This is a genomic window from Geodermatophilus sp. SYSU D01105, from assembly GCF_054050095.1.
This window is the reverse complement of sequence record NZ_JBJGYR010000035.1, coordinates 12,821-34,744: the sequence shown is the minus strand read 5'-3', so window position 1 is coordinate 34,744 and position 21,924 is coordinate 12,821. Positions and strand designations below refer to the sequence as shown.

23 protein-coding genes are annotated in these 21,924 nt (G+C 74.8%); 15 read left to right on the top strand and 8 right to left on the bottom strand.

The features are described 5' to 3' along the window. The first annotated feature begins 23 nt into the window (after positions 1 to 23). From ACI79I_RS23055 to ACI79I_RS23040, 4 genes are all read left to right on the top strand, one after another. Positions 24 to 203 (top strand): hypothetical protein, encoded by a 180-nt coding sequence (locus ACI79I_RS23055; RefSeq protein ID WP_456994672.1) that lies wholly within the window; start codon positions 24 to 26, stop codon positions 201 to 203. Between the two features lie 151 nt (positions 204 to 354). Continuing rightward, positions 355 to 1,350 (top strand): ferritin-like domain-containing protein, encoded by a 996-nt coding sequence (locus ACI79I_RS23050; protein ID WP_456994670.1) that lies wholly within the window; start codon positions 355 to 357, stop codon positions 1,348 to 1,350. A 143-nt stretch (positions 1,351 to 1,493) separates the two neighbouring features. Beyond that, positions 1,494 to 1,916 carry a hypothetical protein gene (locus ACI79I_RS23045; RefSeq protein WP_456994668.1) on the top strand — a complete coding sequence of 141 codons (423 nt, stop codon included), beginning with the start codon at positions 1,494 to 1,496 and terminating at the stop codon, positions 1,914 to 1,916. Between the two features lie 128 nt (positions 1,917 to 2,044). Then, entirely contained in the window at positions 2,045 to 2,278 is a 234-nt protein-coding gene (locus tag ACI79I_RS23040) for a hypothetical protein (protein ID WP_456994666.1), read from the top strand. Positions 2,279 to 2,335: 57 nt separating this feature from the next. On the opposite strand, the gene ACI79I_RS23035 is transcribed toward ACI79I_RS23040, so the two are convergent. The 3 genes from ACI79I_RS23035 to ACI79I_RS23025 form a co-directional block, all read right to left on the bottom strand. Further along, on the bottom strand, positions 2,336 to 2,617 hold the full coding sequence (locus ACI79I_RS23035) for a DUF427 domain-containing protein (RefSeq protein ID WP_456994664.1): 282 nt from the start codon (positions 2,615 to 2,617) through the stop codon (positions 2,336 to 2,338). A gap of 100 nt (positions 2,618 to 2,717) precedes the next feature. After that, positions 2,718 to 3,074 carry a hypothetical protein gene (locus ACI79I_RS23030; RefSeq protein ID WP_456994662.1) on the bottom strand — a complete coding sequence of 119 codons (357 nt, stop codon included), beginning with the start codon at positions 3,072 to 3,074 and terminating at the stop codon, positions 2,718 to 2,720. 10 nt (positions 3,075 to 3,084) lie between these two features. Then, positions 3,085 to 4,455, bottom strand: a complete 1,371-nt coding sequence (locus tag ACI79I_RS23025; protein ID WP_456994660.1) for an FAD-binding oxidoreductase — start codon at positions 4,453 to 4,455, stop codon at positions 3,085 to 3,087. Between the two features lie 149 nt (positions 4,456 to 4,604). Between ACI79I_RS23025 and ACI79I_RS23020 the strand changes: the two genes are divergently transcribed. Next, complete coding sequence (locus ACI79I_RS23020; protein WP_456994658.1) at positions 4,605 to 7,484, top strand: helix-turn-helix transcriptional regulator; 2,880 nt, start codon at positions 4,605 to 4,607, stop codon at positions 7,482 to 7,484. Here the strand turns inward: ACI79I_RS23020 and ACI79I_RS23015 are convergent. The 4 genes from ACI79I_RS23015 to ACI79I_RS23000 form a co-directional block, all read right to left on the bottom strand. Further along, positions 7,467 to 7,736, bottom strand: coding sequence for a DUF4242 domain-containing protein (locus tag ACI79I_RS23015; protein ID WP_456994656.1), 270 nt, complete (start codon positions 7,734 to 7,736; stop codon positions 7,467 to 7,469). The genes ACI79I_RS23020 and ACI79I_RS23015 overlap by 18 nt on opposite strands. 77 nt (positions 7,737 to 7,813) lie before the next feature. Beyond that, on the bottom strand, positions 7,814 to 9,313 hold the full coding sequence (locus ACI79I_RS23010) for a class I adenylate-forming enzyme family protein (protein WP_456994654.1): 1,500 nt from the start codon (positions 9,311 to 9,313) through the stop codon (positions 7,814 to 7,816). Between the two features lie 57 nt (positions 9,314 to 9,370). Then, the gene (locus ACI79I_RS23005) at positions 9,371 to 9,751 is read right to left on the bottom strand and encodes a PaaI family thioesterase (RefSeq protein WP_456994652.1); all 381 of its coding nucleotides are present in this window, start codon (positions 9,749 to 9,751) and stop codon (positions 9,371 to 9,373) included. A gap of 41 nt (positions 9,752 to 9,792) precedes the next feature. After that, a complete protein-coding gene (locus ACI79I_RS23000) occupies positions 9,793 to 10,602 on the bottom strand; it encodes an IclR family transcriptional regulator (RefSeq protein WP_456994650.1) in 810 nt (269 codons plus the stop codon). 211 nt (positions 10,603 to 10,813) lie between these two features. On the opposite strand from ACI79I_RS23000, the gene ACI79I_RS22995 reads away from it, so the two are divergent. From ACI79I_RS22995 to ACI79I_RS22955, 9 genes are all read left to right on the top strand, one after another. Then, positions 10,814 to 11,908, top strand: coding sequence for a cupin domain-containing protein (locus ACI79I_RS22995; RefSeq protein WP_456994648.1), 1,095 nt, complete (start codon positions 10,814 to 10,816; stop codon positions 11,906 to 11,908). Positions 11,909 to 11,936: 28 nt separating this feature from the next. Beyond that, positions 11,937 to 12,809 (top strand): fumarylacetoacetate hydrolase family protein, encoded by an 873-nt coding sequence (locus ACI79I_RS22990; RefSeq protein WP_456994646.1) that lies wholly within the window; start codon positions 11,937 to 11,939, stop codon positions 12,807 to 12,809. Between the two features lie 25 nt (positions 12,810 to 12,834). Next, on the top strand, positions 12,835 to 13,524 hold the full coding sequence (locus tag ACI79I_RS22985; RefSeq protein WP_456994644.1) for a maleylpyruvate isomerase family mycothiol-dependent enzyme: 690 nt from the start codon (positions 12,835 to 12,837) through the stop codon (positions 13,522 to 13,524). Between the two features lie 26 nt (positions 13,525 to 13,550). Then, positions 13,551 to 14,453, top strand: a complete 903-nt coding sequence (locus tag ACI79I_RS22980; protein WP_456994642.1) for a LysR family transcriptional regulator — start codon at positions 13,551 to 13,553, stop codon at positions 14,451 to 14,453. Positions 14,454 to 14,689: 236 nt separating this feature from the next. Continuing rightward, positions 14,690 to 15,862 (top strand): acyl-CoA dehydrogenase family protein, encoded by a 1,173-nt coding sequence (locus ACI79I_RS22975; RefSeq protein ID WP_456994640.1) that lies wholly within the window; start codon positions 14,690 to 14,692, stop codon positions 15,860 to 15,862. 118 nt (positions 15,863 to 15,980) lie between these two features. Beyond that, the gene (locus tag ACI79I_RS22970) at positions 15,981 to 16,985 is read left to right on the top strand and encodes an ABC transporter substrate-binding protein (RefSeq protein WP_456994638.1); all 1,005 of its coding nucleotides are present in this window, start codon (positions 15,981 to 15,983) and stop codon (positions 16,983 to 16,985) included. Between the two features lie 64 nt (positions 16,986 to 17,049). Then, positions 17,050 to 17,919, top strand: a complete 870-nt coding sequence (locus ACI79I_RS22965; protein ID WP_456994636.1) for an alpha/beta hydrolase — start codon at positions 17,050 to 17,052, stop codon at positions 17,917 to 17,919. 125 nt (positions 17,920 to 18,044) lie between these two features. Beyond that, positions 18,045 to 18,470, top strand: coding sequence for a YciI family protein (locus ACI79I_RS22960; RefSeq protein ID WP_456994634.1), 426 nt, complete (start codon positions 18,045 to 18,047; stop codon positions 18,468 to 18,470). Between the two features lie 13 nt (positions 18,471 to 18,483). Beyond that, positions 18,484 to 19,746 carry an RNA polymerase sigma factor gene (locus ACI79I_RS22955; protein ID WP_456994633.1) on the top strand — a complete coding sequence of 421 codons (1,263 nt, stop codon included), beginning with the start codon at positions 18,484 to 18,486 and terminating at the stop codon, positions 19,744 to 19,746. Positions 19,747 to 19,824: 78 nt separating this feature from the next. On the opposite strand, the gene ACI79I_RS22950 is transcribed toward ACI79I_RS22955, so the two are convergent. Beyond that, the gene (locus ACI79I_RS22950; RefSeq protein WP_456994632.1) at positions 19,825 to 20,220 is read right to left on the bottom strand and encodes a hypothetical protein; all 396 of its coding nucleotides are present in this window, start codon (positions 20,218 to 20,220) and stop codon (positions 19,825 to 19,827) included. Positions 20,221 to 20,409: 189 nt separating this feature from the next. On the opposite strand from ACI79I_RS22950, the gene ACI79I_RS22945 reads away from it, so the two are divergent. Next, entirely contained in the window at positions 20,410 to 21,921 is a 1,512-nt protein-coding gene (locus tag ACI79I_RS22945; RefSeq protein ID WP_456994631.1) for an alkaline phosphatase PhoX, read from the top strand. Positions 21,922 to 21,924: the final 3 nt, after the last annotated feature.

The window sequence follows — 21,924 nt, the reverse complement described above, 5'->3', positions numbered from 1 at the left end:
CTTCCGAGAACGAGGAGGACCCCATGACCTGCGCTTCCTGTGGGGCTGCCGACCAGCGCGGTCGGTTCTGTGTCGGCTGCGGCACGGCCGTTCCGCCGTCCCCCCGCCCGGCGCCCCGCCCGCGGTCGCCGCTGGCCGACGAGCTGACCCAGCCGGTGCTGCGGCTCGAGCGCCCCGCGAAGCCCGCCGTCCCGGCCCGGTGAGGGACCCCTCGGGGGCGAGGGTCGATGACCGGCGCCCCCGAGGACGTGACGCGGTTCACTGCTAGCAATCCGCTTGCAGGAGTTAGCGGCGTCGGTCGGCGGGGCATGCCTTGTGGCGTCAGGTCATCCCCGATGTCTGGAGACCCCCGTCATGACCGACACCCGACTCACGGCCGACACGGCCAGGATCATCAACCAGCTCCGCGCCCTCGTGCTGCTGACCCAGACCGAGGAGCAGGTCGCGCGCACCCGCGTCTCGCAGGCGCGTACCGACGCCGTCCGCCGGGAGCTCAGCCAGAACGCCGACCACGCGGCCGAGCGGACGCAGGCGATCACCGAGCAGCTGCGCGACCTCGGTGGCGTGCCCGACGTCGTCACCCCCGCCGTCGGGCGCCTGTCCGCCCTCGTCAAGGCCACCCTCGAGCAGAGCGGGCCGGTCGAGGAGGCGCTGCTGCAGGACCTGCAGCTCGAGCACCAGCTGCTCGACCGTGCCACCTACCTGAAGGTGCTGGCCGACAAGGCGCAGCTGCCGAAGGTCCGCCAGCTGGCCGAGCGGCTCATCACCGCCCACGAGGCCACCGTCGAGTGGCTCACCGTCGTGCTGGCCGAGGAGGCGCTGGGCGGCCCGGCCGCACTGCAGCCGACCCCGTTCCAGCGCGTCGCCGGTGGCGCGGTCCGCGTGGCCAACGCCCCGGTCCGCTTCTGGGCCAACCGGGTGAACGAGGCCCTCGAGACCGCGCACCAGCGCCGCGAGGAGGCCGGTCAGAAGCTCGGCCAGGTCGCCGGCAAGGCCAGCTCCTTCACCGACGCCGTCCGCGAGACCCTCACCGTCGGCCGCAGCGCCGCGCTGCGCCGGGCCGAGCGGATCGCCCGGCGCGAGGGCAACACCGAGGCCGCCGACGCCGCCAAGGCCGCCCGTGAGGAGCTCGGCGACGTCTCGGCCGACGAGCTGCCCATCAAGGGCTACGACTCGATGTCCACGCAGGACGCGATCAAGGCCGTCAAGCAGCTGACCACCGCGCACGACCTGAACGTGGTCATCCGCTACGAGGAGACCCACAAGAACCGGTCCAGCATCGTGAGCGCGACGCAGACCCGGCTGGCCGCCCTGGCCAAGGAGGCCGTGGGCGTCGACAGCGAGAGCTGATCGGCTCGAGCCGACGAGGGCCCGCACCCCACGGGGTGCGGGCCCTCGCGGCGTCCCGGGGAGGAACGGGCGGTGTCCCCGCGGATGAGATCTGCGTGACACACCGGTTTGACCCGCCGAGCGCCCCGGGGATGGGATGCCTCATGCGCATCACACCCGGTGACCTCGAACGTGAGTTCTCCGTGACGACGGCCGTGACCCGCCTGGACTTCCTGAGCCGGCGGGACAGCGGCGCGACCACCCTCAACACCGCCGCCGAGGCCGACGCGGACGACTGGAGCTCGCTGAAGGACACCACCACCTCGCTGGACGTGCCCGAGTCCCTGGAGCTGCTGGCCCTCGGCGAGGTGGTGGCCCGCAAGGCCCACGACAGCCAGCTGGTCGGCTTCCGGGCCGCGTTGCGCGGCGGTGCGACGTGGGCGCAGATCGCCGAGGCGCTCGACGTGACCCCCGCCGAGGCGTGGGCGCTCTTCCAGCGGCTGATCGAGCGCCAGGAGCGGGCCCGGACCCTCGACCCGGCCGACGCCGCGGCCGCCCGCGAGCTGGCCGGCGCCCAGCCGCGCTGACGGCGGACGGCGGCCCTGGTGGCCCAGCCGCCGATGCGGTGGACTGGGGTCGCCGGAGCCGCTCGGCGCCTGCGGGGTCGACGGGCTCCGACGTGCAGGGGATCGCACCGACGTCGAGGAGGAGCGCCATGACCGGCACCCAGGAGACCGGGCACGTCACCGGCACCAAGGACAAGGACTACAACCTGGTCTGGTTCACCGAGCAGTGCCTGAGCAACGCCCTGCGGCTGGAGACCTACATCCAGGACGCGGAGCGAGACGGCGACCGGGAGGTCGCGGAGCTGTTCCGCAAGGCGCAGGCCGACAGCCGCAAGGGCGCCGACCAGGGCAAGGCGCTGCTCAAGGCCCGGCTGGGCAGCTGAACCGGACAGGGGCCGCCGGCCTGCCGGCCAGCGGCCCCTCTCCCACGGTCGTCCCGGTCAGCTGACCTCGACGCCGCGCCAGAACGCGACGCGGCCGGTGATCTCCTTCGCCGCGTCCTTGGGCTCCGGGTAGAACCAGGCCGCGTCGCGGTTGGTCTCCCCGTCCACCACGAGCGAGTAGTAGGACGCCGTCCCCTTCCACGGGCAGAACGTCGTCGTCTCCGACGGGCGCAGGACCTCGTCCCGGACGGCGTCCCGGGGGAAGTAGGCGTTGCCCTCGACGGTGACGATGTCGTCGGACTCGGCGAGGACGGTCCCGTTCCAGCGTGCGGTGGCCATGTGACCGCCAACACCCCGCCCCGGTACCGCATTCCGCCCACTCCTCGGGACGGGCGGGACGGCGTCGTCGGCGCCCCGTCCGTCCCCGGGCGGCCCGGCCTCAGCCGCCCTGGATGTGCCGCACCACCGCCTCGAGCTCCTCGGACGGCGAGACGTCGACGTACTCGCAGTCGGTCAGGGCCACCGGGGCGTGGCCGGGCTCCCAGTAGAAGGCCCGGCCGGCCTCGTAGGTGGTGACCCCGCCCTCGCCGTGCATCTCGAGGCGACCGCTGATCACGTACCCCCAGTGCGGGCAGGGGCAGCGGTCCCCGGGGAGGCCGGCCAGGGCCGGTCGCAGGTCCGTGCCGGCGGGCAGCCGCACCCAGGCGATGGTCATGTCCCCGAAGCGCTGGGCCCGGAAGTCGACCCCGTTGCCCTCGATCTCCACCGGCAGGTCGGTGCGCGCGATGGACTGCACAGCGGCCTCCTCACGGCCGGATGTTCTGGTTGAGGCGGAACAGGTTGTCCGGGTCGTAGCGGCGCTTGACCTCGCGCAGCCGCTCGTAGTTCGCCCCGTAGTTCTCGGCGACCTTGGACTGGTCGTCGCCGGAGGCGAAGTTGGTGTAGCCACCGGGCTCGGAGTGCGGCGCGATCGCCGCGTAGTAGTCGCGCACCCAGCGGGTGTTGGCCTCGTTCTGCCCCGGGTCGGGCCACATCCCGGCGATGACGGTGGCGAACGTGGCGTCGCGGTGGCCGAAGGCGGTGGCGTCGGGGCCGACGTCGTGCACCGCGCCGTTGATCGGGTACAGGTGCATCGTCGAGTTGACCACCGGTACGCGGGCGCCGTGCTCGACGTGCGCGGCGATCGCCTCGTCGGTCAGCTCGGTGACGAACGCGGCCTTCCAGTAGTGCTGCAGCCCGGGGGGCACCAGCGGGTCGAAGGCGGCGTTGAGCGCGGGGTAGGGCATCGGGCCGACGTGCTCGGCGACCGGCCGGGCCACCTGGCGGAACCGGTCGACCACCCGCTCGCCCTCGGCGTGCGAACCGCTCCAGCAGGACACCACCGCGCAGAGGGTGTCGCCGACCCGGTCCTCCGGCACGAAGGGCAGCGGCGGAGCGATCTGGAACGCCGGGAAGCCGCCGTACTCCCGCGGCGCCTCGCGGATGAAGTCGCGGAAGAACGCGAAGACCGCCGCCGCGTCGGAGAGCTCGAAGAACACCGGCCCGCCGTAGACGGTCTCCACCGGGTGCAGCCGGTAGGTGAACCGGGTGACCACGCCGAAGTTGCCGCCACCGCCGCGCAGTGCCCAGAACAGGTCGCTGTTCTCGTCCTCGTCGGCGGTGAGCACGGTGCCCTCGGCGGTCACCACCTCGGCGGCGAGCAGGTTGTCGCAGGAGAGGCCGTAGCCGCGGGACAGGTAGCCGATCCCACCGCCGAGGGTCAGCCCGCCGATCCCGGTCGTCGAGATGATGCCGCCCGTCGTGGCCAGCCCCGAGGCACTGGTCGCGTCGTTGAACCGGCCCCAGGTGGTGCCGCCGCCGGCCGACGCCGTCCGCGCCCCGGGGTCGACGTCCACCGCCTGCATCAACGACAGGTCGGCCACCACGGCGCCGTCGCCCGTGCCGAAGCCGGGCACGCTGTGCCCGCCGCCCCGGACGGCCAGCGGCCGGCCGCTCTCGGCCGCGTACCGCACCACCGCGACCACGTCGTCGGTGCCGGCGCAGCGCACGACCAGGTCGGGGTGCGCGTCGATCATGCCGTTGTAGACCCGGCGCGCCTCCTCGTAGTCGGCGTCCCCCGGCCGGATGACCTGGCCCCGCACGCGGTCGGCGAGCGTCCCCGGTAGCTGTGTGGTCATGGCCCCTCCTCGGTGCGGGTCGGTGCGGCCGACGCTAGGCAGGACACCGGTACGCGCACATGACCAGAAGTGCGCGAATCGGCGACGGCGCGCCGGGGGTCAGTTCTGACCATCGACAGCCCCCGAGGGGAGGGCTAGCGTCCGGGAGGGTGTCCGGGTGGACGCCGCCGGCCCTGCCGGCGCGCTGGACGAGGGCCGCGCGCCCGTTCTTCGTCGGCCGCCGGGGCGAGCTGGCCTGCCTCGAGGACCTGTGGACGGCGGTGCTCGGCGGCGCCCGCCAGGTGGCCTTCCTCGGCGGTGAGCCCGGGGCCGGCAAGTCGCGGTTGCTCGCCGAGTTCTGCACGCTGCTCCACGACCGGGGGGCGACGGTGCTCCTCGGCACCTGCGCCGCCGAGCTCGGCCCGCCCTACCAGCCGTTCGTCGAGCCCATCGAGGCGCTGCTGCCGGCCGTCGAGCCGGGCAGTGCCCGCGAGGCGCTGTCCCGGCTGGTGGGGCGGGCCGACGACAGCGCGGAGCCCGACACCCGCCGGGAGCTCTACGACGCCGCCGTGGACGCCGTCCGGACGCTGACCCGGAGCGGGCCGGCGGTGCTGGCCCTGGAGGACGTGCACTGGGCGGGCAGCGCCGGGCTGCAGCTGCTGGGCCACCTGGTCGAGCGGACGGCGGAGTCACCGCTGATGGTGCTGGCCACGCACCGGACGACGGCGCCGGAGCGCTCCGCCGCGCTGACCGCCACCATCGCGCAGCTGTACCGGCTCGACGGTGTCCGGCGGCTGGACCTCGGCGGGCTGGACACCGAGGACATCGCCGAGTACCTCGCCCACGAGGCGCGGCTGCCGCTGCACCGGGCCCGGGTCAGCGCGGCGCTGCTCCGGGACCGCACCGGCGGCAACCCCTTCCTGCTGCGGGAGCTGTTGCGCGACGCGGCCGTCCCGGGAGCCGTGCCGGACCCGGCCGCGGCGACGCCGCTGTCGGTGCGGGACATGACCGCCGGGCGGCTGGAGCGCCTGACCGCCCCGGAGCGCCAGACCCTCGAGCTGGCCGCCGTCGTCGGGGAGGAGCCGGACCTGGCGACGGTGCTGGCCGTCTCCTCGTGGAGCGCGGACACCACCCTGGCGGCGCTGGACACCGCGGTCGCCTTCGGCCTGCTGGAGCCGTCCGGGGCCGCATTCCGGTTCCCGCACAGCCTCGCCCGGCAGGCGGTGCTCGACCTCATGCCGGCCACCCGCCGGGCCCGGGAGCACCTCCGGGTCGCCGCCGTCCTGGAGGCCTCCGGGACACCGTCGGACCGGCGCACGCAGCGACTGGCCCACCACTACGCGCAGGGTGCGGCGCTCGGAGCGGCCGACCAGGCGGTGCGCTACCTGACCGAGGCCGCGGAGGCCGCCTCGCGGAGCCTGGCCCACGAGGACGCCGCGCGGTGGTTCGAGCAGGCCGCGGCGCTGGCCGCGGACCCGCCGGACCGGCACCGGTTGCTGCTGTCGGCGGCCTCGGCGCACCTGCTCGGCGGCGACTTCGCCCGGGCCCGGGCGCTCTTCGCCGAGGTCGCCGGCGCGGCGGCCGCCCGGGACCGCCTGGCGGCGGCCATCGGCTTCGAGGCGGCGTCCTGGCGGCCCGGGCTGCCCGGCCACCGGGCCGTCGAGCTGCTCACCGAGGCGCTGCGCGGCGTGCCGCACGACCCGGCCGACCCGCTCTACGTGCGCGGACTGGCCGGGCTCGGCCGGGCCCTGGCCTTCCTGGGGGCGACCGAGCAGGCCGGCGAGCTCGGCCGGCGGTCGGTCGAGCTGGCGCGGGCGCTGGGCGACGACGTCCTCCTCGCGGCCGTGCTGGAGGCCAGCCTCTGGAACGGGTTGCACCCCGCGGACGGCCCCGCGAAGCTGGCCCGGGCCACCGAGCTCTCCGCGCTGGCGCATCGGATCCGCGACCCGAGCCCGCTGGGGCCGGCGGGCTTCTGGCGGGCGGCCATCGCCTACCAGCAGGGCGACCCCGAGGAGCTGGCCGCGGCCTACTGGGACGTCCTGCGGATGGCGCGGGCGACCGGCGAGGCCTACTTCGAGTACGTGGCGGGGTGCATCCGCTACGGCCGCCAGTTCCTCGCCGGCGACTTCACCGGCGCGGACCGGACCTGCGAGCAGCTGCTCGAGCTGGGGGAGACCTTCGGCACCGACGACACCGAGGGGTCCACGGCGGTGCAGACGTTCATGGTGCGGCGGGAGACCGGGGCGCTGGAGGCCGTCCGCGCGCTGGTGAGCGGCGAGGAGTCCCCGGAGGAGCACTGGGCGCCGGGCCTGCTGGCCCTCTACACCGAGCTGCGGCTGGACCGCCCGGCGCACCGGTTGCTGCGCTGGCTGGTGGACGGCGGGCTGGAGCGGTACGAGGACGCCCAGTGGCCCTGCGTCCTCGCCTTCGTCGGGGAGGCGGCGTTGCACCTGGGCGACGAGGAGGTGCTGCGCGCGCTGCGGCCGCGGATCGCCGAGTACAGCGGGACGAACCTGCGGGCCGGCCAGTTCGTCGCGCTGTTCGGCAGCGCCGACCGGTACCTCGGCCAGGTCGACGCCGCGCTCGGCCGGGCCACGGCCGTGCCGCTGCTGGAGGCGGCTGTCGAGATGGACACCCGGATGGGCGCGGCGGTGCACCGGGCCCAGAGCCTCGCCGCCCTCGCCGACCACCTCCGGCGGAACGGGGACCCCGGCCGGCGGGTCCGCGCGCTGGCCGAGGAGGCCGGGCAGCTGGCCCGGGACCTCGGCCTGCGCCGGGTGCTGCGGGCGCTGGGGCCCGCGGCGGTGCCCGGCCCCGCTGCCGCACCGACCCGCCCGGCGGGGCTGACCGCGCGGGAGGCCGAGGTGTTGCGCCTGCTGGGGGAGGGGCTGCTCAACCGGGAGATCTCCGCGCGGCTGGTGATCAGCGAGAACACCGTCGCCAACCACGTGCGCAGCATCCTGGCCAAGACCGGCGCGGGGAACCGCACGCAGGCGGCGATGTACGCCGCCGCGCACGGCCTGCTGGACGGCTCAGACGGGTTGCAGTGACCCGTCGGGCTGCACGGTCGCCGAGACCTCGACGACCACGTCGGCCGGCAGCCCGGCGCGCACGGCCGCGCGTCGGATGGCGTCGGCGGACGGCGCCTCGTACAGGCAGTAGGTCTTGCGCTTGTCGACCGACAGGAAGGAGTACAGCCAGCGCACACCCTCGTCGGCGTTGATCCGGTTGACGCCGTCGGCGATGTCGGCGGTGAGCTCCAGCGCGTCGGAGTACCGGCGCTCGATCATGAAGACGGGCATCGCGGTTCCTCACCGGAGGGGGCGGTCGGCCGGGGGCGACGGTACCGCCGCGACCCGCCAGCCGACAGGTCCGGACGTCACTGGACAGGTTGCCACTCCGCCTGCTCGCGCAGCGGCGGCTTGAGCACCTTGCCGCCCGGGTTGCGGGGCAGCGGGTCGGTGCGCAGCACCAGGTACTGCGGCACCTTGAAGTCGGCCAGCCGCTCGCGGGCGAAGGCGACGAGGTCGGCGGCGGTGAGCTCCCGGCCCGGCCGCGGGACGACGACCGCGCCGACCTTCTCGCCCATCATCGGGTCGGGCACGCCGAGCACGGCGACCTCCCCGACGTCGGGATGGGCGGCCAGGGCGTTCTCCACCTCCACGCAGTACACGTTCTCGCCGCCCCGGTTGATCATGTCCTTCTTCCGGTCGACCACGTAGGTCAGGCCCCGGGCGTCGATGCGGGCCAGGTCGCCGGTGTGCAACCAGCCCTCGACGAAGGTCTCGGCGGTCTGCTCCGGCTTGCGCCAGTAGCCGGACACCACGTTGGGGCCGCGGACCAGGAGCTCGCCGACGCCGGTCCGCGGGTCGACGTCGGCCAGGTCGAGCTCGACCACCGGAGCGGGGAAGCCGACCGAGTCGGCGTCCTCGGCGGCGTACTCGTGCGGGAGGAAGGTCGCCACCGATGAGGTCTCGGTGAGCCCGAAGCCGTTGCCGACCTGCGCGGTCGGGAAGGCCCGCTGGATGCGGTGCACCAGGTCCGGGGCGATCGGCGCACCGCCGTAGGTCACCGCCCGCACGGAGGAGGTGTCGACGCCGGCGAAGCCCGGTTGCTGCAGGGCCAGCCAGTAGATGGCCGGCACGGTGACCAGCAGGGTGATGCGCTCCTCCTCGATCGCCCGGAGGAAGGCGCCCACCTCGAAGGCCGGCATCACCACCGTGGTGCCGGCGACCGCGGTGGCGACCAGCAGCTGGGAGTTGCAGCCGGTGACGTGGAACAGCGGCACCGAGACCAGCGTCGTCAACGGCTCGGTCCGGTCCAGCGACATGACCCGCAGGCAGGTCTCGACGTTGGACAGGAAGTTCTCGTGGCTGGTCATCGCCCCCTTGGGGAAGCCGGTGGTGCCGCTGGTGTAGAAGATCGCCGCCAGGTCCGCGTGCCGCGGCTCTGCCGGCTCCGGGGGCTCGCCGTCGGGCAGCGCGGACCCGGGCTCCACGACCACGGCGGCGCCGGAGTCCTCGACGACGTAGCGGACCTCCGGCTCGGCGAACCGGGTGTTGACCGGCACGGTGACCGCCCCGGCCAGCAGCGTCCCCCAGAACACCAGCACCCAGTCCAGGCCGTTGGGCAGCCGGTTGGCCACCCGGTCGCCGGGCCGGACCCCGGCCGCCCGCAGCCCGCCGGCCACGCGCAGCGCCCGCGCCTCCAGCTGCCGGTAGGTGAGCCGCTCGCCGCCGAGCCCGGCGACCGCGACGCCGTCCGGGCGCCGGTCCACCGCGGTCCGCAGCAGGGACAGCAGGGAGGGCGGCAGGCCGGTGTAGTGCCGGACCCCGTCGGGGCCGGTCTCGATGCCGCTCTGGTCGAAGGGCTGGGTCACCGCGGCCTCCGCTGACGAGTCGTCAGCGGGCAGCGTCGTGACGCCGGGGCCGTGCGGTCAAGGGGTGAGCAGGGCGAAGGTGGCGACTGCGTGGGCGATCGCCTTCCCGTCCTGCTCGACGTCGGCCTCGCAGACGGTGAGGTGCTCGCCGCGGGTCCGCACCGCGGCGGTCACCGACAGCGGCCCGGGTCTGCCGGGGCGCAGGTAGGTGACGGTCAGCTGGCTGGTGGCGGGCACCTCGCCCTCGCCGGTGGTGGTGCGGACCGCCTGGCCCATCGCCGTGTCCACGAGCGTGGCCACCACGCCGCCGTGCAGCGTGCCGGCCGGGTTGAGGTGCTCCTCGCGCGCCTCGAACTCGATCCGCGCGCCACGCTCCTCGGTCTCGGCGACCTCCGCCCCGAGCCGTTCGGCGAACCCGCCCGGTCCTCGTGCTGCCATGGGCAGCCCCTACCCGGGAGCGCGGCGGTCACGCCGCGGGATCAGGACGGCGTCCGGAGCCGCTCCTCGATGAGGGCGGCGCCGCGCCGCACGGCCGGGGCGAGCGCCCGGATGGCCTCGACGTCGCCCATCCGGCTGCTGGGGGCGGCCACGCCCAGCCCGGCCAGGGGCTGGCCCACCGTGTCCTTGAGGGCGACGGCCACCGCGCACACGCCGTCGGCGGTCTCCTCCCAGTTGAGCGCGTGGCCCTGCGCGCGGATCGCGGCCAGCTCCTCGCGCAGCTCGGCCAGCCGGGTGTGCGCGGCCGCGGTGGGGGCCGGGGGCAGCGTGCCGTCGGGGTAGCGGCGGTCGAGCTCGGCGTCGGAGAAGCCGGCGAGGATGGCCTTGCCGACGGCGGAGGCGTGCGCTGGCCGCACGACGCCGGTGCGGTTGCCGACGCGGACCGACCGCGGGCTCTCCGCGCAGTCGAGGAAGCGCACGGTCGTCCCCTCGAGCAGGGCCAGGCTCACCGTCTCCTGGGTCTCCTCGCGCAGTTGCTCGAGCACCGGGCGGGCCACCCGCCGGATGTCGATGCGGCTGACCGCCGCCAGGCCGATCTCGTACAGCGCCGGACCCGGCCGGTAGGCGCCGTTGGGCCGGTCCTGGGTGACGAAGCCGCGCCGGCGCAGCGCCGTGAGCAGCCGGTGCGCGGTGGACCGGGCGACGCCGAGCAGCTCCGCGGCCTCGGCCACGCGCAGCGCCTGGCGGTCACCCACGAGCTGCAGCAGCCAGAGCGCGTTGTCGACCGACGTGGTGGTCGGCCCCTCCGGTGGCGCGGACGCCGCGGGAGCGGGTCGACGCGGATTCGACATGGCGGAACTATAGGCCACCTCCTAGGTGGAGAACGGAACTCGGCCCTAGCCTGAGCGCCATGACGGGGACCCGGCCGCCGCGTGCGCCGGCGGACCCCCGGCGGCCCGCTGGAGCAGCCGGTGGAGCCACTGCCGCGCTTCTCCGTCCGAGGGCCCGCCGGTCGACGCCCGCCCCGCGCGCCCCGCGGCACGAGAACTGGAGGTCCTTGCGATGACCGCGAGCCCCGAGACCCGCACCGACCTGGAGCTGGAGGCGCTCTACCGCGACCTGGCCGCGGTCGACCTCCGGCCGCTGTGGACCATCACCGAGCAACTGCTCACCCCCACCCCGCAGCCGCGGGCGATCCCGTGGCTGTGGTCGGCGGCGACGATGAAGCCGCTGGCCCGCCGGGCGATCCAGCTCGTCCCGGTCGAGCGCGGCGGTGAGCGGCGGGTGCTCAGCCTGCAGAACCCCGGCCTCGGCGGCCGGCCGTACGCCGCCGGCACGCTGTGGGGCGCCCTCCAGTGCCTCGGCCCGCGGGAGACCGCGCCGGCGCACCGGCACACGCCCGGCGCGGTCCGGTGGGTGCTCGAGGGCGAGGGCGTCTGGACGACCGTCGACGGCGACGCCTGCGACATGCACCCCGGCGACCTGGTGCTCACCCCGTCGTGGAACTGGCACGACCACGTCAACGGCGGCGACTCGGAGATGTTCTGGTTCGACGGCCTGGACCTGCCGATGGTCGAGGCGCTGGACGCCGTCTTCTTCGAGCCCTACCCCGGGCCGGGGGAGAGCCAGCCCCAGCCGGCCGAGCACAACCTCTCCGAGCGGGCGCACCCGCCGGGCACCCGCTACGTGCGGGGCGCCGTCGACGGGCCACTGACCCCCGGTCCCTCGCCGCTGCTCATCTACCGCTGGGCCGACACCGCCGCCGAGCTGGACCGGCTGGCCGCGGAGTCCGACGAGCCGGTCATCGCCCTGGAGTACGTCAACCCCACCACCGGCGCCAGCGTGCTGCCGACCCTGGGCTGCTCGGTGCTCCGGGTCCGGGCCGGCGGGCACAGCCTCCCGGTGCGCCGCTCGGGCAACGCCGTCTTCGTCGCGTTCCAGGGCTCGGGCTCGACGGTGATCGACGGCCAGCGCTTCGACTGGGGCCCCGGCGACATGTTCGTCGCGCCGTCCTGGTCGGCCGTCGAGCACACCGCCGGCGAGGAGAGCGTGCTGTTCCTGCTCACCGACGCGCCCGTGCTGCGCGCGCTGGGCATCTACCGCGAGCAGGTCCTGCCCGGCCCGCAGCCGGTGACCGGCACCTTCACCCCCCGCTGAGAACCACCCCCGCTGACTCTGGAGACCCGTGAAGCTCGCCCTCTTCGACGACAACCGGCTCGGCGTGGTCGCCGCGGACGACACGTCGCTCGTCGACGTCACCGACGCGCTGCCCTGGCCGCACGACCCGGACCCGGTCACCGCCGGCTGGTGGCGGGCGCTGTGCCGCGACGCGGCCACCGTGCTGCCCCGGCTGCGGGAGGCCGCCGGGGCCGGGACGCCGCGGCCGGTCGCCGAGGTCGCGCTGCGGGCGCCGGTCCTCGGGCCGTCCAAGGTGATCGCCGCGGCCAGCAACTACGGCGAGCACGTCGCCGAGATGCACGGCGTCCAGGAGCGGACGCTGGGCCGGGTCGAGTCCTGGATGATGGAGTTCGACGTCTTCCTCAAGGCGCCGTCCTCGATCGTCGGCCCGGGCGCGGAGATCGTGCTGCCGCCCGACGTCGTCGCCGCCGGCTCCGAGGTGCACCACGAGTCGGAGCTGGTCGTGGTGATCGGCACCGGGGGCAAGGACATCCCGGTCGAGTCCGCCCTGGACGCCGTCCTCGGGTTCACCGCCGGGCTGGACATCACCGTCCGCAGCGCCGCGGACCGCTCCCGGCGCAAGAGCTACGACACCTTCAGCCCGCTCGGCCCCTGGCTGGTGACCGCCGACGAGGTCGGCGACGGGTCGGACCTCGACATCCGGCTCACCAGCGGCGGGGAGGTGCGGCAGTCGGTGAACACCCGGGACCTGATCACCCCGGTGCGCCAGATCGTCGCCTACGCCTCGACGATCATGACCCTGGTGCCCGGCGACGTGCTGTTCACCGGCGCCCCTCCCGGTGTGGGCCCCATCGCACCCGGTGAGAAGCTGGAGATGACCATCAGCCGGATCGGGTCCATGGCGGTCACCGTCCGCTGACCCGGCCCTCGCCGAGGAGGAGCGCATGACCACGCCGGAGACGCTCGACTGGTGGGCCGACGGGGAGCGGCTGTTCGGCACCGCCCTCGGCCGGCTGACCGACGAGGAGTTCGGCTCCCCGTCGCTGCTCCCCGGCTGGAGCCGGCACTTCCTGCTGGCCCACGTGGCCCGCAACGCCGACGCGCTGTGCAACCTGCTGGCCTGGGCGCGGACCGGCGTCGAGACGCCGATGTACGCCTCGCCCGAGGCCCGCGAGGCGGGGATCGCCGAGGCGGCGGAGCTGTCCCCGGCCGAGCTGCGCGGGGAGGTGCTCGCCGCGACCGGCCGGCTCGCCGAGGCGGTGCGCGGCCTCCCCGGCGAGGCCTGGTCGGCGACGGTGCGGACCGCGCAGGGCCGCGAGGTCCCGGCGTCGGAGGTGCCGTGGATGCGCTGCCGCGAGGTCTACGTGCACGCCGTCGACCTCGACTCCGGGGTGACCTTCGGCGACATCGCCGAGGACATCCAGGCGGCCATGATCGACGACGTGTTCCGCATGTGGGACCGCCGCGACCAGGTGCCCGACGTCGTGGTGTTCGCCGGCGACCGCGAGTGGGGGACCGGCTCGGTGGCCGTCTCCGGCCCGCTGCCGGCGGTGACCGCCTGGCTCACCGGGCGCTCCCGGGGCGAGGGGCTCGAGGCCGACGGCGGCATCCCCGAGGTGCCCGCGTGGCTGTGAGCGCGCCCCGCACGGCGCGGTAGCCGGTGGAGCTGCGCCACCTGCGCTACTTCGTCTCCGTCGCGGAGGAGCTCCACTTCCGCCGCGCCGCGCAGAAGCTGCACATCGTCCAGCCGGCGCTGAGCAAGCAGATCAGCGCGCTGGAGCACGAGCTCGGGGTCCAGCTGCTCGACCGCGACCGCCGCGGGGTGACCCTCACCGAGGCCGGGCGGGTCTTCCTCGCCGAGGCCGTCGAGGTGCTCGCCCGCGCGGACGGCGCCGTCGACCGGGCCCGCGCCGTCGTCCGTGGCGAGGTGGGCCGGCTGTCCATCGGGTTCATCCAGCCCGCGCTGGCCGATCTGCTCCCGCGGTCGTTGCGGGCCTTCCGGCGGCACCACCCCCGCGTCGTCCTGACCCTGAGCGAGGCCACCAGCCGGACGGCGCTCGAGCGGGTCACCGACGGCAGCATGCACCTCGCGTTCACCCGGCTGCCCATCCCGCCGCGGCCGGAGCTGCGGACGACGGTGGTGAGCGAGGAACCGGTGCTGCTGGTCGTCCCGCGCGGGCACCGGCTGGCCGAGCGCTCGTCGGTCCCCCTGGCGGAGATCGCCGGCGAGGAGGTCATCCTCATCGACCGCGCGGTGGAGCCCGGGCTGCACGACTACTACGTCACCGCGTGCAACCGGGCCGGGTTCAGCCCGCGGGTCGCCCACGAGGTCAGCAGCACCTCCATCGCGCTCGGTCTGGTGGCCGGCGGCCTCGGGGTCGCCTTCGCCCCCGCGTCGGCCCGGCTGGCCGCGCAGGCGAGCGTCGCCCACGTGCCCCTGGAGGACGGCGACCTGACCCTGACGATGGGCGCGATGTGGCGTGCCGGGCCCCGGCCGGCCGTGCTCGACAACTTCCTGGCGCTGCGCCCTTGGGAGGACGGCGAGACGAGGCCGGGCGACTGAGACCCGCGGGTCATCACCGGTCCGGGACGCCGGTCCCCGGCCGCCTCCCTCGCCGAGGTCCCCGCAGGTCGGCCCGCTCATTCCCGGGCGGAATCAGTGCGGGCCGATTCCCTATCAGCCGGACCCGTGTCACCCCCGTTCCCGCTCCCTACAGTCGGTCGCGGAACGCGATGGCACGACGGCGGAACGCCGCTGGAACGACGGCGGACGCCGATGGCACGACGGAGAGGCAGGGCATGACGACCGTGCAGGAGCAGCCGGTGACCACGGGGCGGACGCCGGCCGAGGTAATCCGCGCGGCCGAGGAGCTCACCGACCTCGTCGACCGGTACGGGGAGGAGAACGACCGCGAGGGCCGGATCGCCGAGCCGGTCGTGGAGGAGCTCTACCGCATCGGGGCGATCGGCGTCTTCACCCCGCGGGAGCTGGGCGGCGCGGAGATGACGCCGCGGCAGTCGATGGACCTGTTCCGCACCCTCTCCCACGCCGACCCCTCGACCGGCTGGGTGACCATGGCCATGGGGCTGGCCACCGGGCTGGCCGGCGCGTTCTTCGGCAAGGACGCCGCCCGCGAGCTGTTCGCCACCCCGCGGCTGGGCATCGCCGGCCAGGGCACCAGGCCCGGTCGCGCCGTCCCGGTCGCCGGCGGTCACCGGATCAGCGGCGAGTGGTCCTTCGCCTCGGGCATCAAGCACTGCACCCACCTGCACACGGCCGCGCTGGACACCGAGACGGGCCAGACGCGGTTCTTCATCGTGCCGGTCGAGCAGGTCACCTTCATCGAGAACTGGGACGTCCTGGGCCTGCGCGGCACGGGAAGCATCGACTACACCCTCGAGGACTGCTTCGTCCCGATCGAGTACAGCTACCCGTCGCTGTCCACCGAGCCGGTGACCGGGGGAGACCTCTACCGGATCGGCATCGGCAACTTCGCCAGCATCAACCACGGCGGCTGGGTGCTCGGCGTGGGCCGCCGGGTGCTCGACGAGCTGGCCGCCGTCGTCCGGGCGAAGGCCGGCCGCCCCGGCGCGCTCACCGACACCGACGCCTTCGCCGAGCGCTACGCGAAGGCCGAGGTGCAGCTGCGCGCCGCCAAGGCGCTCCTCTACGAGGTGTGGGAGGAGATCGAGGCGACGCTGGCCCGGGGGCAGGAGATCCCGCTGCGGCAGCACACGCTCAACCGGGTCGCGCTGCACAACGCCACGTTCTCCGTCGCCGAGATCGCGCAGTTCGCCTACGTGTCGGCCGGCACCGACGCGCTGCGCCGCGGCACCCTGCAGCGACTGTTCCGGGACGTGCACGGCGGCACGCAACACGTCTCGTCGTCCCCGCTGATCATGCAGTCGGCCGGACGCGAGCTGGCCGGTCAGGCCGAGGGCAAGCGCTGGGTGCACTTCTCGTTGAAGTGACTCCGATTCGACGTAGCGGAACTTCCCTCCCGTCGATTGTCCAGCGTGGAACGGTGACGTACGTTACAGCGCGCCGACCGGTCGGCCGGCGTCCCCGAACGACCTCCAAGGAGATCGGATGAAGTCCTCTCGAGCCGCGTGGGCGCTGCTCACCGCCGCTGTGCTGGTGGCGGGTACGGCGTGCGGCGGGTCCGACGACTCGGCCGACGCGGCCGGCTCGGCCGGGTCGACGGGCGCCGGCGACGGCGGCCTGACGACGCTGACCATGGCCGAGACCCCCGGCGGCCCGTACTCCTTCGTGGCGTACGGCGTCCAGCGCGGGCACTTCGAGGACGAGGGGATCGACCTGCAGGCGCGGGTGAACCCCGGTGGTGGCACCGCCACGGTCCCGGCGCTCGTGCAGGGCGACATGGACGTCCTCGGCCTGGACCTGGTCTCCGCGATCACCAGCATCAACGCCGGCCTGCCGATCAAGATGGTCGCCGCCGGGAGCGCCACCTCCGAGGAGCCCGACGGCGACTTCGCCGCGGTCCTGGTCAAGCCCGACAGCCCCATCCAGGGCCCGCAGGACCTCGACGGCGTCCGGATGGGCGTCAACGCGCTGCGCAACGTCAACGACCTGGCGATCGGCCGGATCCGGGACGACCAGGGCTTCGCCGAGGACGCGATCAACCCGGTCGAGCTGCCGTTCCCGGACATCCTGGCCGCCATCGACCGCGGGGACGTCGACGCCGGCATCGTGATCGAGCCGTTCGCGACCATCGGGCAGAACCAGGGCCTGCGCGTCGTCCACCGCCCGTGGGTGGGGATCGAGCCGGGCCTGCAGATCGGCACCATGGTCATGACCGACGAGACCATCGCCCGGGTGGGCGACGACGTCGTGGCGGCCTTCGGGCGGGCCGTGCAGGCGACCGCCGACGACATCCGGCAGGACCCGGAGTCCTTCCGGCAGGCCATGCCCGAGCTGATCGAGATCGACCCGGCCCTCGCCGAGCAGATCAACCTCATCCAGTGGCGCGGGAAGAACGACCCCGAGTCGATCCGGACGTTCGGCGAGCTGATGGTCAAGTACGGCCTCGTCGACGAGGAGATCGACTACGACGCGGCGATCATCGACGACTGACCGCGAGCTCCCGGTGCGGCGACCGTGCCGCACCGGGGGCGCCTCCGGCGACGACGGGAGCCCCATGACGACGGCCCCGCCCGGCCTGCCCACCGGCGGCCCGCAGCTGGTCGACGTCCCCGCCGAGGACGGCGTGCTGCTGCAGGGCCTGCTGTACCCGCCGCCGCGGGAGCCGGTCGCGGCGCTGCTGCACGTGCACGGCAAGGGCGGCAACTGCTACTCCGGCCCGCCGCGGACCCTCCCGCCGCTGGTGGCGCCCGACCGGTTCGTGCACCTGTCGCTCAACCTGCGCTGCCACGACCTCGGCTACAGCCGGCTCGGCGACGCCCCGGGCATCGCGACCGGCGCCGAGGCGGCCCACGGCGGCATGTGGGAGCGGCTGGACGACGGGCCGGTCGACCTGCGTGCGGGCGCGGCCTGGCTGCGCGAGCGGACCGGCCTGCCGGTGTTCGTCGTCGGCCACTCCGCGGGCGGGTACTCCCTGGGCGACTGGGCGCCGGGCGCCGACGAGGTGGCCGGACGGGTGTTCCTCTCCCCGCTGACCTCGGTGCGCTTCCCGCTGTCGGCCTGGTTCGACGACGACGCGGCGCTGGACCGGGCGCGGGTCCGGGCGCAGGCGATGGTCGACCGCGGCGAGGGCCACCTGCTGATCCCGGTCCCGGCCTGGTACTTCGCCATCTCCGCGGCCTCCTTCCTCGAGCGCCTCGCCGAGCGCCCGGGTCGCTGGCTGCAGGGCTGCAACGCCTCGCCGTCCCCGCTGCTGCTGGCCTGGGGCGGTGCGGAGACGCGGGCGCCGGCCTGGCGGGACCTGTTCGACCGCATGACGGTCGCCGACCGGCACTGCGTCGAGCTGCCTGGTGCCGGGCACGAGTACGGCGGCGCCGAGGCGGCCCTCGCCGGGGAGCTCACCCGGTTCGTCGACGCCCACCGCTGAGGGGCTCGCGACGCGGAGTCGGTGCGTCGTGTCGATCGGCGCACCGGCTGTTCGACGTGTCGGTGAGGGTGGGGTGCACGCCGGTCGGCCCAGGCCGGCGCCCCGCCGACGAGGAGGAGACCCCGATGCGCTTCATGGTGATCGTCAAGGCGTCCGAGGCCAGCGAGAGCGGCGTGCTGCCCACACAGCAGGAACTGGCCGAGATGGGTGCCTTCAACGAGCAGTTGGTCAAGGCCGGCGTGATGCTCGCCGGCGAGGGCCTGCAGCCGAGTTCGACGGGCCTCCGGCTCCGTTACGACAGGGAGGGGAAGAGCACCGTGGTCGACGGCCCGTTCGCCGAGACCAAGGAGCTCATCGCCGGCTTCTGGATCCTGCAGGTCAGCTCGCGGGAGGAGGTCGTCGAGTGGATGAGGCGGGCTCCCTTCCGCGACGGCGAGGTGGAGATCCGGCAGGTGGCCGAGGCCGAGGACTTCGGCGAGGCGTTCACCCCCGAGCTGCGCGAGCAGGAGGACCGGCTGCGGGCGACGGTGGAGGCGCAGCAGCAGGCGTGACCGGAGGGCGGCGATGAGCGGCGCGACGACGACGCACCGGGTCGTCGAGGCGGTCTGGCGGATCGAGTCGGCCAAGCTCGTCGCCGCCCTCACCCGCGTCACGGGGGACGTCGGGCTGGCCGAGGAGCTGGCCCAGGACGCCCTCGTCGCGGCGCTCGAGCGCTGGCCCGAGACGGGGGTGCCCGACAAGCCGGCCGCCTGGCTCATGGCCACCGCCAAACACCGGGCGATCGACGTCTTCCGCCGGGCGCAGCGCCTGGAGGCCAAGACCGCCCTGCTCGCCCGCGAGCTGACCGACGCCGAGGAGCCGGACTGGGCGGCCGCACTGGACGAGGTGGTCGAGGACGACCTGCTCCGGCTGGTCTTCATCGCCTGTCACCCGGTCCTCTCCCGCGAGGCGCGGGTCGCGCTCACCCTGCGCCTGCTCGGCGGCCTGACCACCGACGAGATCGCCCGCGCGTTCCTCGTCCCCGAGTCCACGGTGGCCCAGCGGATCGTGCGCGCCAAGCGCACCCTCGCGGCCGCCCGGGTGCCCTTCGAGGTGCCGGCCGGCGCGGACTCCACCGCCCGCCTCTCCTCGGTGCTCGAGGTGGTCTACCTGGTGTTCAACGAGGGCTACGCGGCCACGGCGGGGGAGTCCTGGACCCGCCCGGAGCTGTGCGAGGAGGCGCTGCGGCTGGGCCGCGTCCTCGCCGGCCTGGCACCGGGCGAGGCCGAGGTGCACGGGCTCGTCGCGCTCATGGAGATCCAGGCCTCGCGCCTGCGGGCCCGGGTCGGTCCCGGCGGTCAGCCGGTGCTCCTCCTGGACCAGGACCGCGCCCGCTGGGACCACGTGCTGATCGGCCGGGGTCTGGCCGCGCTGCGCCGGGCCGAGGAGCTCGGCACCGGGCTGGGGCCCTACGGCTTGCAGGCCGCCATCGCCGCCTGCCACGCCCGCGCCCGGACGGCGGAGGAGACCGACTGGGTGCGCATCGCCGCCCTGTACGAGGCGCTCGCCGAGGTGGCGCCCTCCCCGGTCGTCGAGCTCAACCGTGCCGTCGCCGTCTCCCGCGCCTACGGGCCGGCGGCCGGCCTGGAGCTGGTCGACGCGCTGGCCGGCGTGGCCGCGCTGCGCGGTTACCACCTGCTGCCCGCGGCCCGTGGGGACCTGCTGCTGCAGCTGGGCCGCGCTGCCGAGGCGCGGGCCGAGTTCGAGCGGGCGGCGTCGCTCACCCGCAACGAGCAGGAGCGCGCGGTGCTGATGGGCCGGGCCGCCGCCTGCGGTCTGCCGGGCTGAGCGCGCTCAGCTGCGCAGCAGCCGCCCGGCGAGGTCCCGCTCCTCCGGGCGCCGGGGCCACCGCGCCGCCGGCGGGGGTCATCCTGAACGAGGTCGTCTCGTAGACTCGGGTCCGGGCGGGGACCCGGTGTCTCGGGGGGCCCGGGCCTCCGCCCGGCCCCGGCCCCGGTCGGCGGAGGCGTCGAGCCGGGCCAGCAGCGCCCGCGCGACGGAAGTCGCCGCCGGGTCGGCGGGGGCCGCGGCACGCAGCCACGCGGCCAGCGGTGCGGCGAGCGCGGGCGACAGCGCGGCGATCCAGGCGCCGGTGCCCGCCCGCGCCTCGGCCACGTGCTCGGTACCGCCGTCGGGCAGGTGTGCGACCACCTCGGGCCGCGACGCCAGCAGGCCCGTGGTGCGCCAGTCGCCCGGGGTCGTCCGCGCGGCCAGCGCCTCCAGCCGGTCGGCCGCCGTCCGCAGGAGTTCGGCAGCGTCCACGACGGCATCCTTCTCGACTGCGGAGAGTGTCCGCACCGTCACCCTCGCGGCGTGTTCCCCGACGCGCCGTCGTCGTCCCCGGCCGTCCGGCCGGGGGATCCGGGACGTTCGCCCCTCGTTGGGGGACGCGCCACCTCCCCTGTCCAGCGTGTGCCCGACCGCGTACTCGGCGACAGAGAGAGAAGCTCCGTGACGACATCCGAACGACTCCCCGAGACCGCCGGCGTCTCCCGCCGCTCCTTCCTCGGCCGCGGTGCGGCGACGGGGCTGGGCATCGTCCTCGTCGGCAGCGTCGACACGATCTTCGGCGCCGGGGCCGCCGCCGCGCACGACGGGGACCCGGGGAGCGACGGAGGGACCGGGTACGGCCCGCTCGTGCCGGACCCCGCGGGCATCCTCGCGCTCCCGGCCGGGTTCTCGTACCGGATCATCGCCGAGACCGGCGTCACCGACCTGGAGGAGGGCGGCAAGACCCCCGCCGACCCCGACGGTGCCGCGAGCTTCCCGCGCCGCCGCGGCGGCGCGGTCCTCGTCTACAACCACGAGGTCGGTGGCGACGAGGAGAACCCGGTCCCGCTCGTCGAGGGCCTCGTCTACGACCCGGCCGGCGGCGGCGGGACGACGAACATCGAGGTCGACCGCGACGGGAACCGGGTGCGCGAGTACGTCAGCCTGGCCGGCACCGTCAACAACTGCGCCGGCGGCAAGACGCCCTGGGACACCTGGCTGACCTGCGAGGAGACCGAGGTGGTCGAGGGCGAGGAGGGGTCCTACGGGGCGCTGACGAAGCGGCACGGCTACGTCTTCGAGGTCGACCCCCACGACCGGGACGCCAACCGGGACCCCCGGCCGATCAAGGCACTGGGCCGCTATCCGCACGAGGCGGTCGTCGTCGACCCCCGGCGCGGCCACTTCTACCTGACCGAGGACGCCAGCCAGCCCTACGGGCTGTTCTACCGCTGGACGCCGCCGGAGGACTTCCGCCACGGCAAGGACCGGCTGCGGGACCTCGCCGACGACGCCGGCACGCTCGAGGCGATGCGCGCGCTCGACCGCGGCCGGCACGTGCCCGACCTGTCCGTCGCCGAGGAGATCGGCACCACCTACGCCGTGGAGTGGGTGGAGGTGCCCGACCGGGACGCCGCGACGACGTCCACCCGCAAGCAGTTCGGCGACGACGAGGTCACCCGCAGCCAGAAGCTCGAGGGCATGTGGTGGGGCGACGGGGGCGCGTACTTCACCGCCTCCTTCGCCCGGACCGCCGAGGACGACGCGGAGGAGGCCAGCGCCGCGTCGCACGACGGGCAGGTGTGGTTCCTCGACCCGAAGGCGGGGACGATCGAGCTGACCCTGCGCTTCGCCTACACGCCCGGGGACCAGGACGGCGACCCCGACGGTCCCGACAACATCACCGTCTCGCCCTTCGGGGGCGTGATCATCGCCGAGGACGGCGAGGGCGTGCAGCACCTGGTCGGCGCGACCGACGACGGCGAGGCGTTCTTCTTCGCGCGCAACGAGACCGCTGCGCAGTCGGAGTTCACCGGGCCGAACTTCTCCCCGGACCAGCGCATCCTCTTCGCCAACATCCAGGGTGACGGCAGCGGCCGCGCGGAGGGGGAGGAGGGGCCCGACGAGGGGGCGGACCCGGCCAACCCGGGTTACGTCTTCGCCATCACCGGTCCGTTCCGGCACCTGCGCTGAGGA

Coding starts and splice junctions, on each gene's coding strand:
- ACI79I_RS23055 (WP_456994672.1), top strand. CDS start 24: ATGACCTGCGCTTCCTGTGGGGCTGCCGACCAGCGCGGTCGGTTCTGT.
- ACI79I_RS23050 (WP_456994670.1), top strand. CDS start 355: ATGACCGACACCCGACTCACGGCCGACACGGCCAGGATCATCAACCAG.
- ACI79I_RS23045 (WP_456994668.1), top strand. CDS start 1,494: ATGCGCATCACACCCGGTGACCTCGAACGTGAGTTCTCCGTGACGACG.
- ACI79I_RS23040 (WP_456994666.1), top strand. CDS start 2,045: ATGACCGGCACCCAGGAGACCGGGCACGTCACCGGCACCAAGGACAAG.
- ACI79I_RS23035 (WP_456994664.1), bottom strand. CDS start 2,617: ATGGCCACCGCACGCTGGAACGGGACCGTCCTCGCCGAGTCCGACGAC.
- ACI79I_RS23025 (WP_456994660.1), bottom strand. CDS start 4,455: ATGACCACACAGCTACCGGGGACGCTCGCCGACCGCGTGCGGGGCCAG.
- ACI79I_RS23015 (WP_456994656.1), bottom strand. CDS start 7,736: ATGCCCGTCTTCATGATCGAGCGCCGGTACTCCGACGCGCTGGAGCTC.
- ACI79I_RS23005 (WP_456994652.1), bottom strand. CDS start 9,751: ATGGCAGCACGAGGACCGGGCGGGTTCGCCGAACGGCTCGGGGCGGAG.
- ACI79I_RS23000 (WP_456994650.1), bottom strand. CDS start 10,602: ATGTCGAATCCGCGTCGACCCGCTCCCGCGGCGTCCGCGCCACCGGAG.
- ACI79I_RS22995 (WP_456994648.1), top strand. CDS start 10,814: ATGACCGCGAGCCCCGAGACCCGCACCGACCTGGAGCTGGAGGCGCTC.
- ACI79I_RS22985 (WP_456994644.1), top strand. CDS start 12,835: ATGACCACGCCGGAGACGCTCGACTGGTGGGCCGACGGGGAGCGGCTG.
- ACI79I_RS22975 (WP_456994640.1), top strand. CDS start 14,690: ATGACGACCGTGCAGGAGCAGCCGGTGACCACGGGGCGGACGCCGGCC.
- ACI79I_RS22970 (WP_456994638.1), top strand. CDS start 15,981: ATGAAGTCCTCTCGAGCCGCGTGGGCGCTGCTCACCGCCGCTGTGCTG.
- ACI79I_RS22965 (WP_456994636.1), top strand. CDS start 17,050: ATGACGACGGCCCCGCCCGGCCTGCCCACCGGCGGCCCGCAGCTGGTC.
- ACI79I_RS22960 (WP_456994634.1), top strand. CDS start 18,045: ATGCGCTTCATGGTGATCGTCAAGGCGTCCGAGGCCAGCGAGAGCGGC.
- ACI79I_RS22955 (WP_456994633.1), top strand. CDS start 18,484: ATGAGCGGCGCGACGACGACGCACCGGGTCGTCGAGGCGGTCTGGCGG.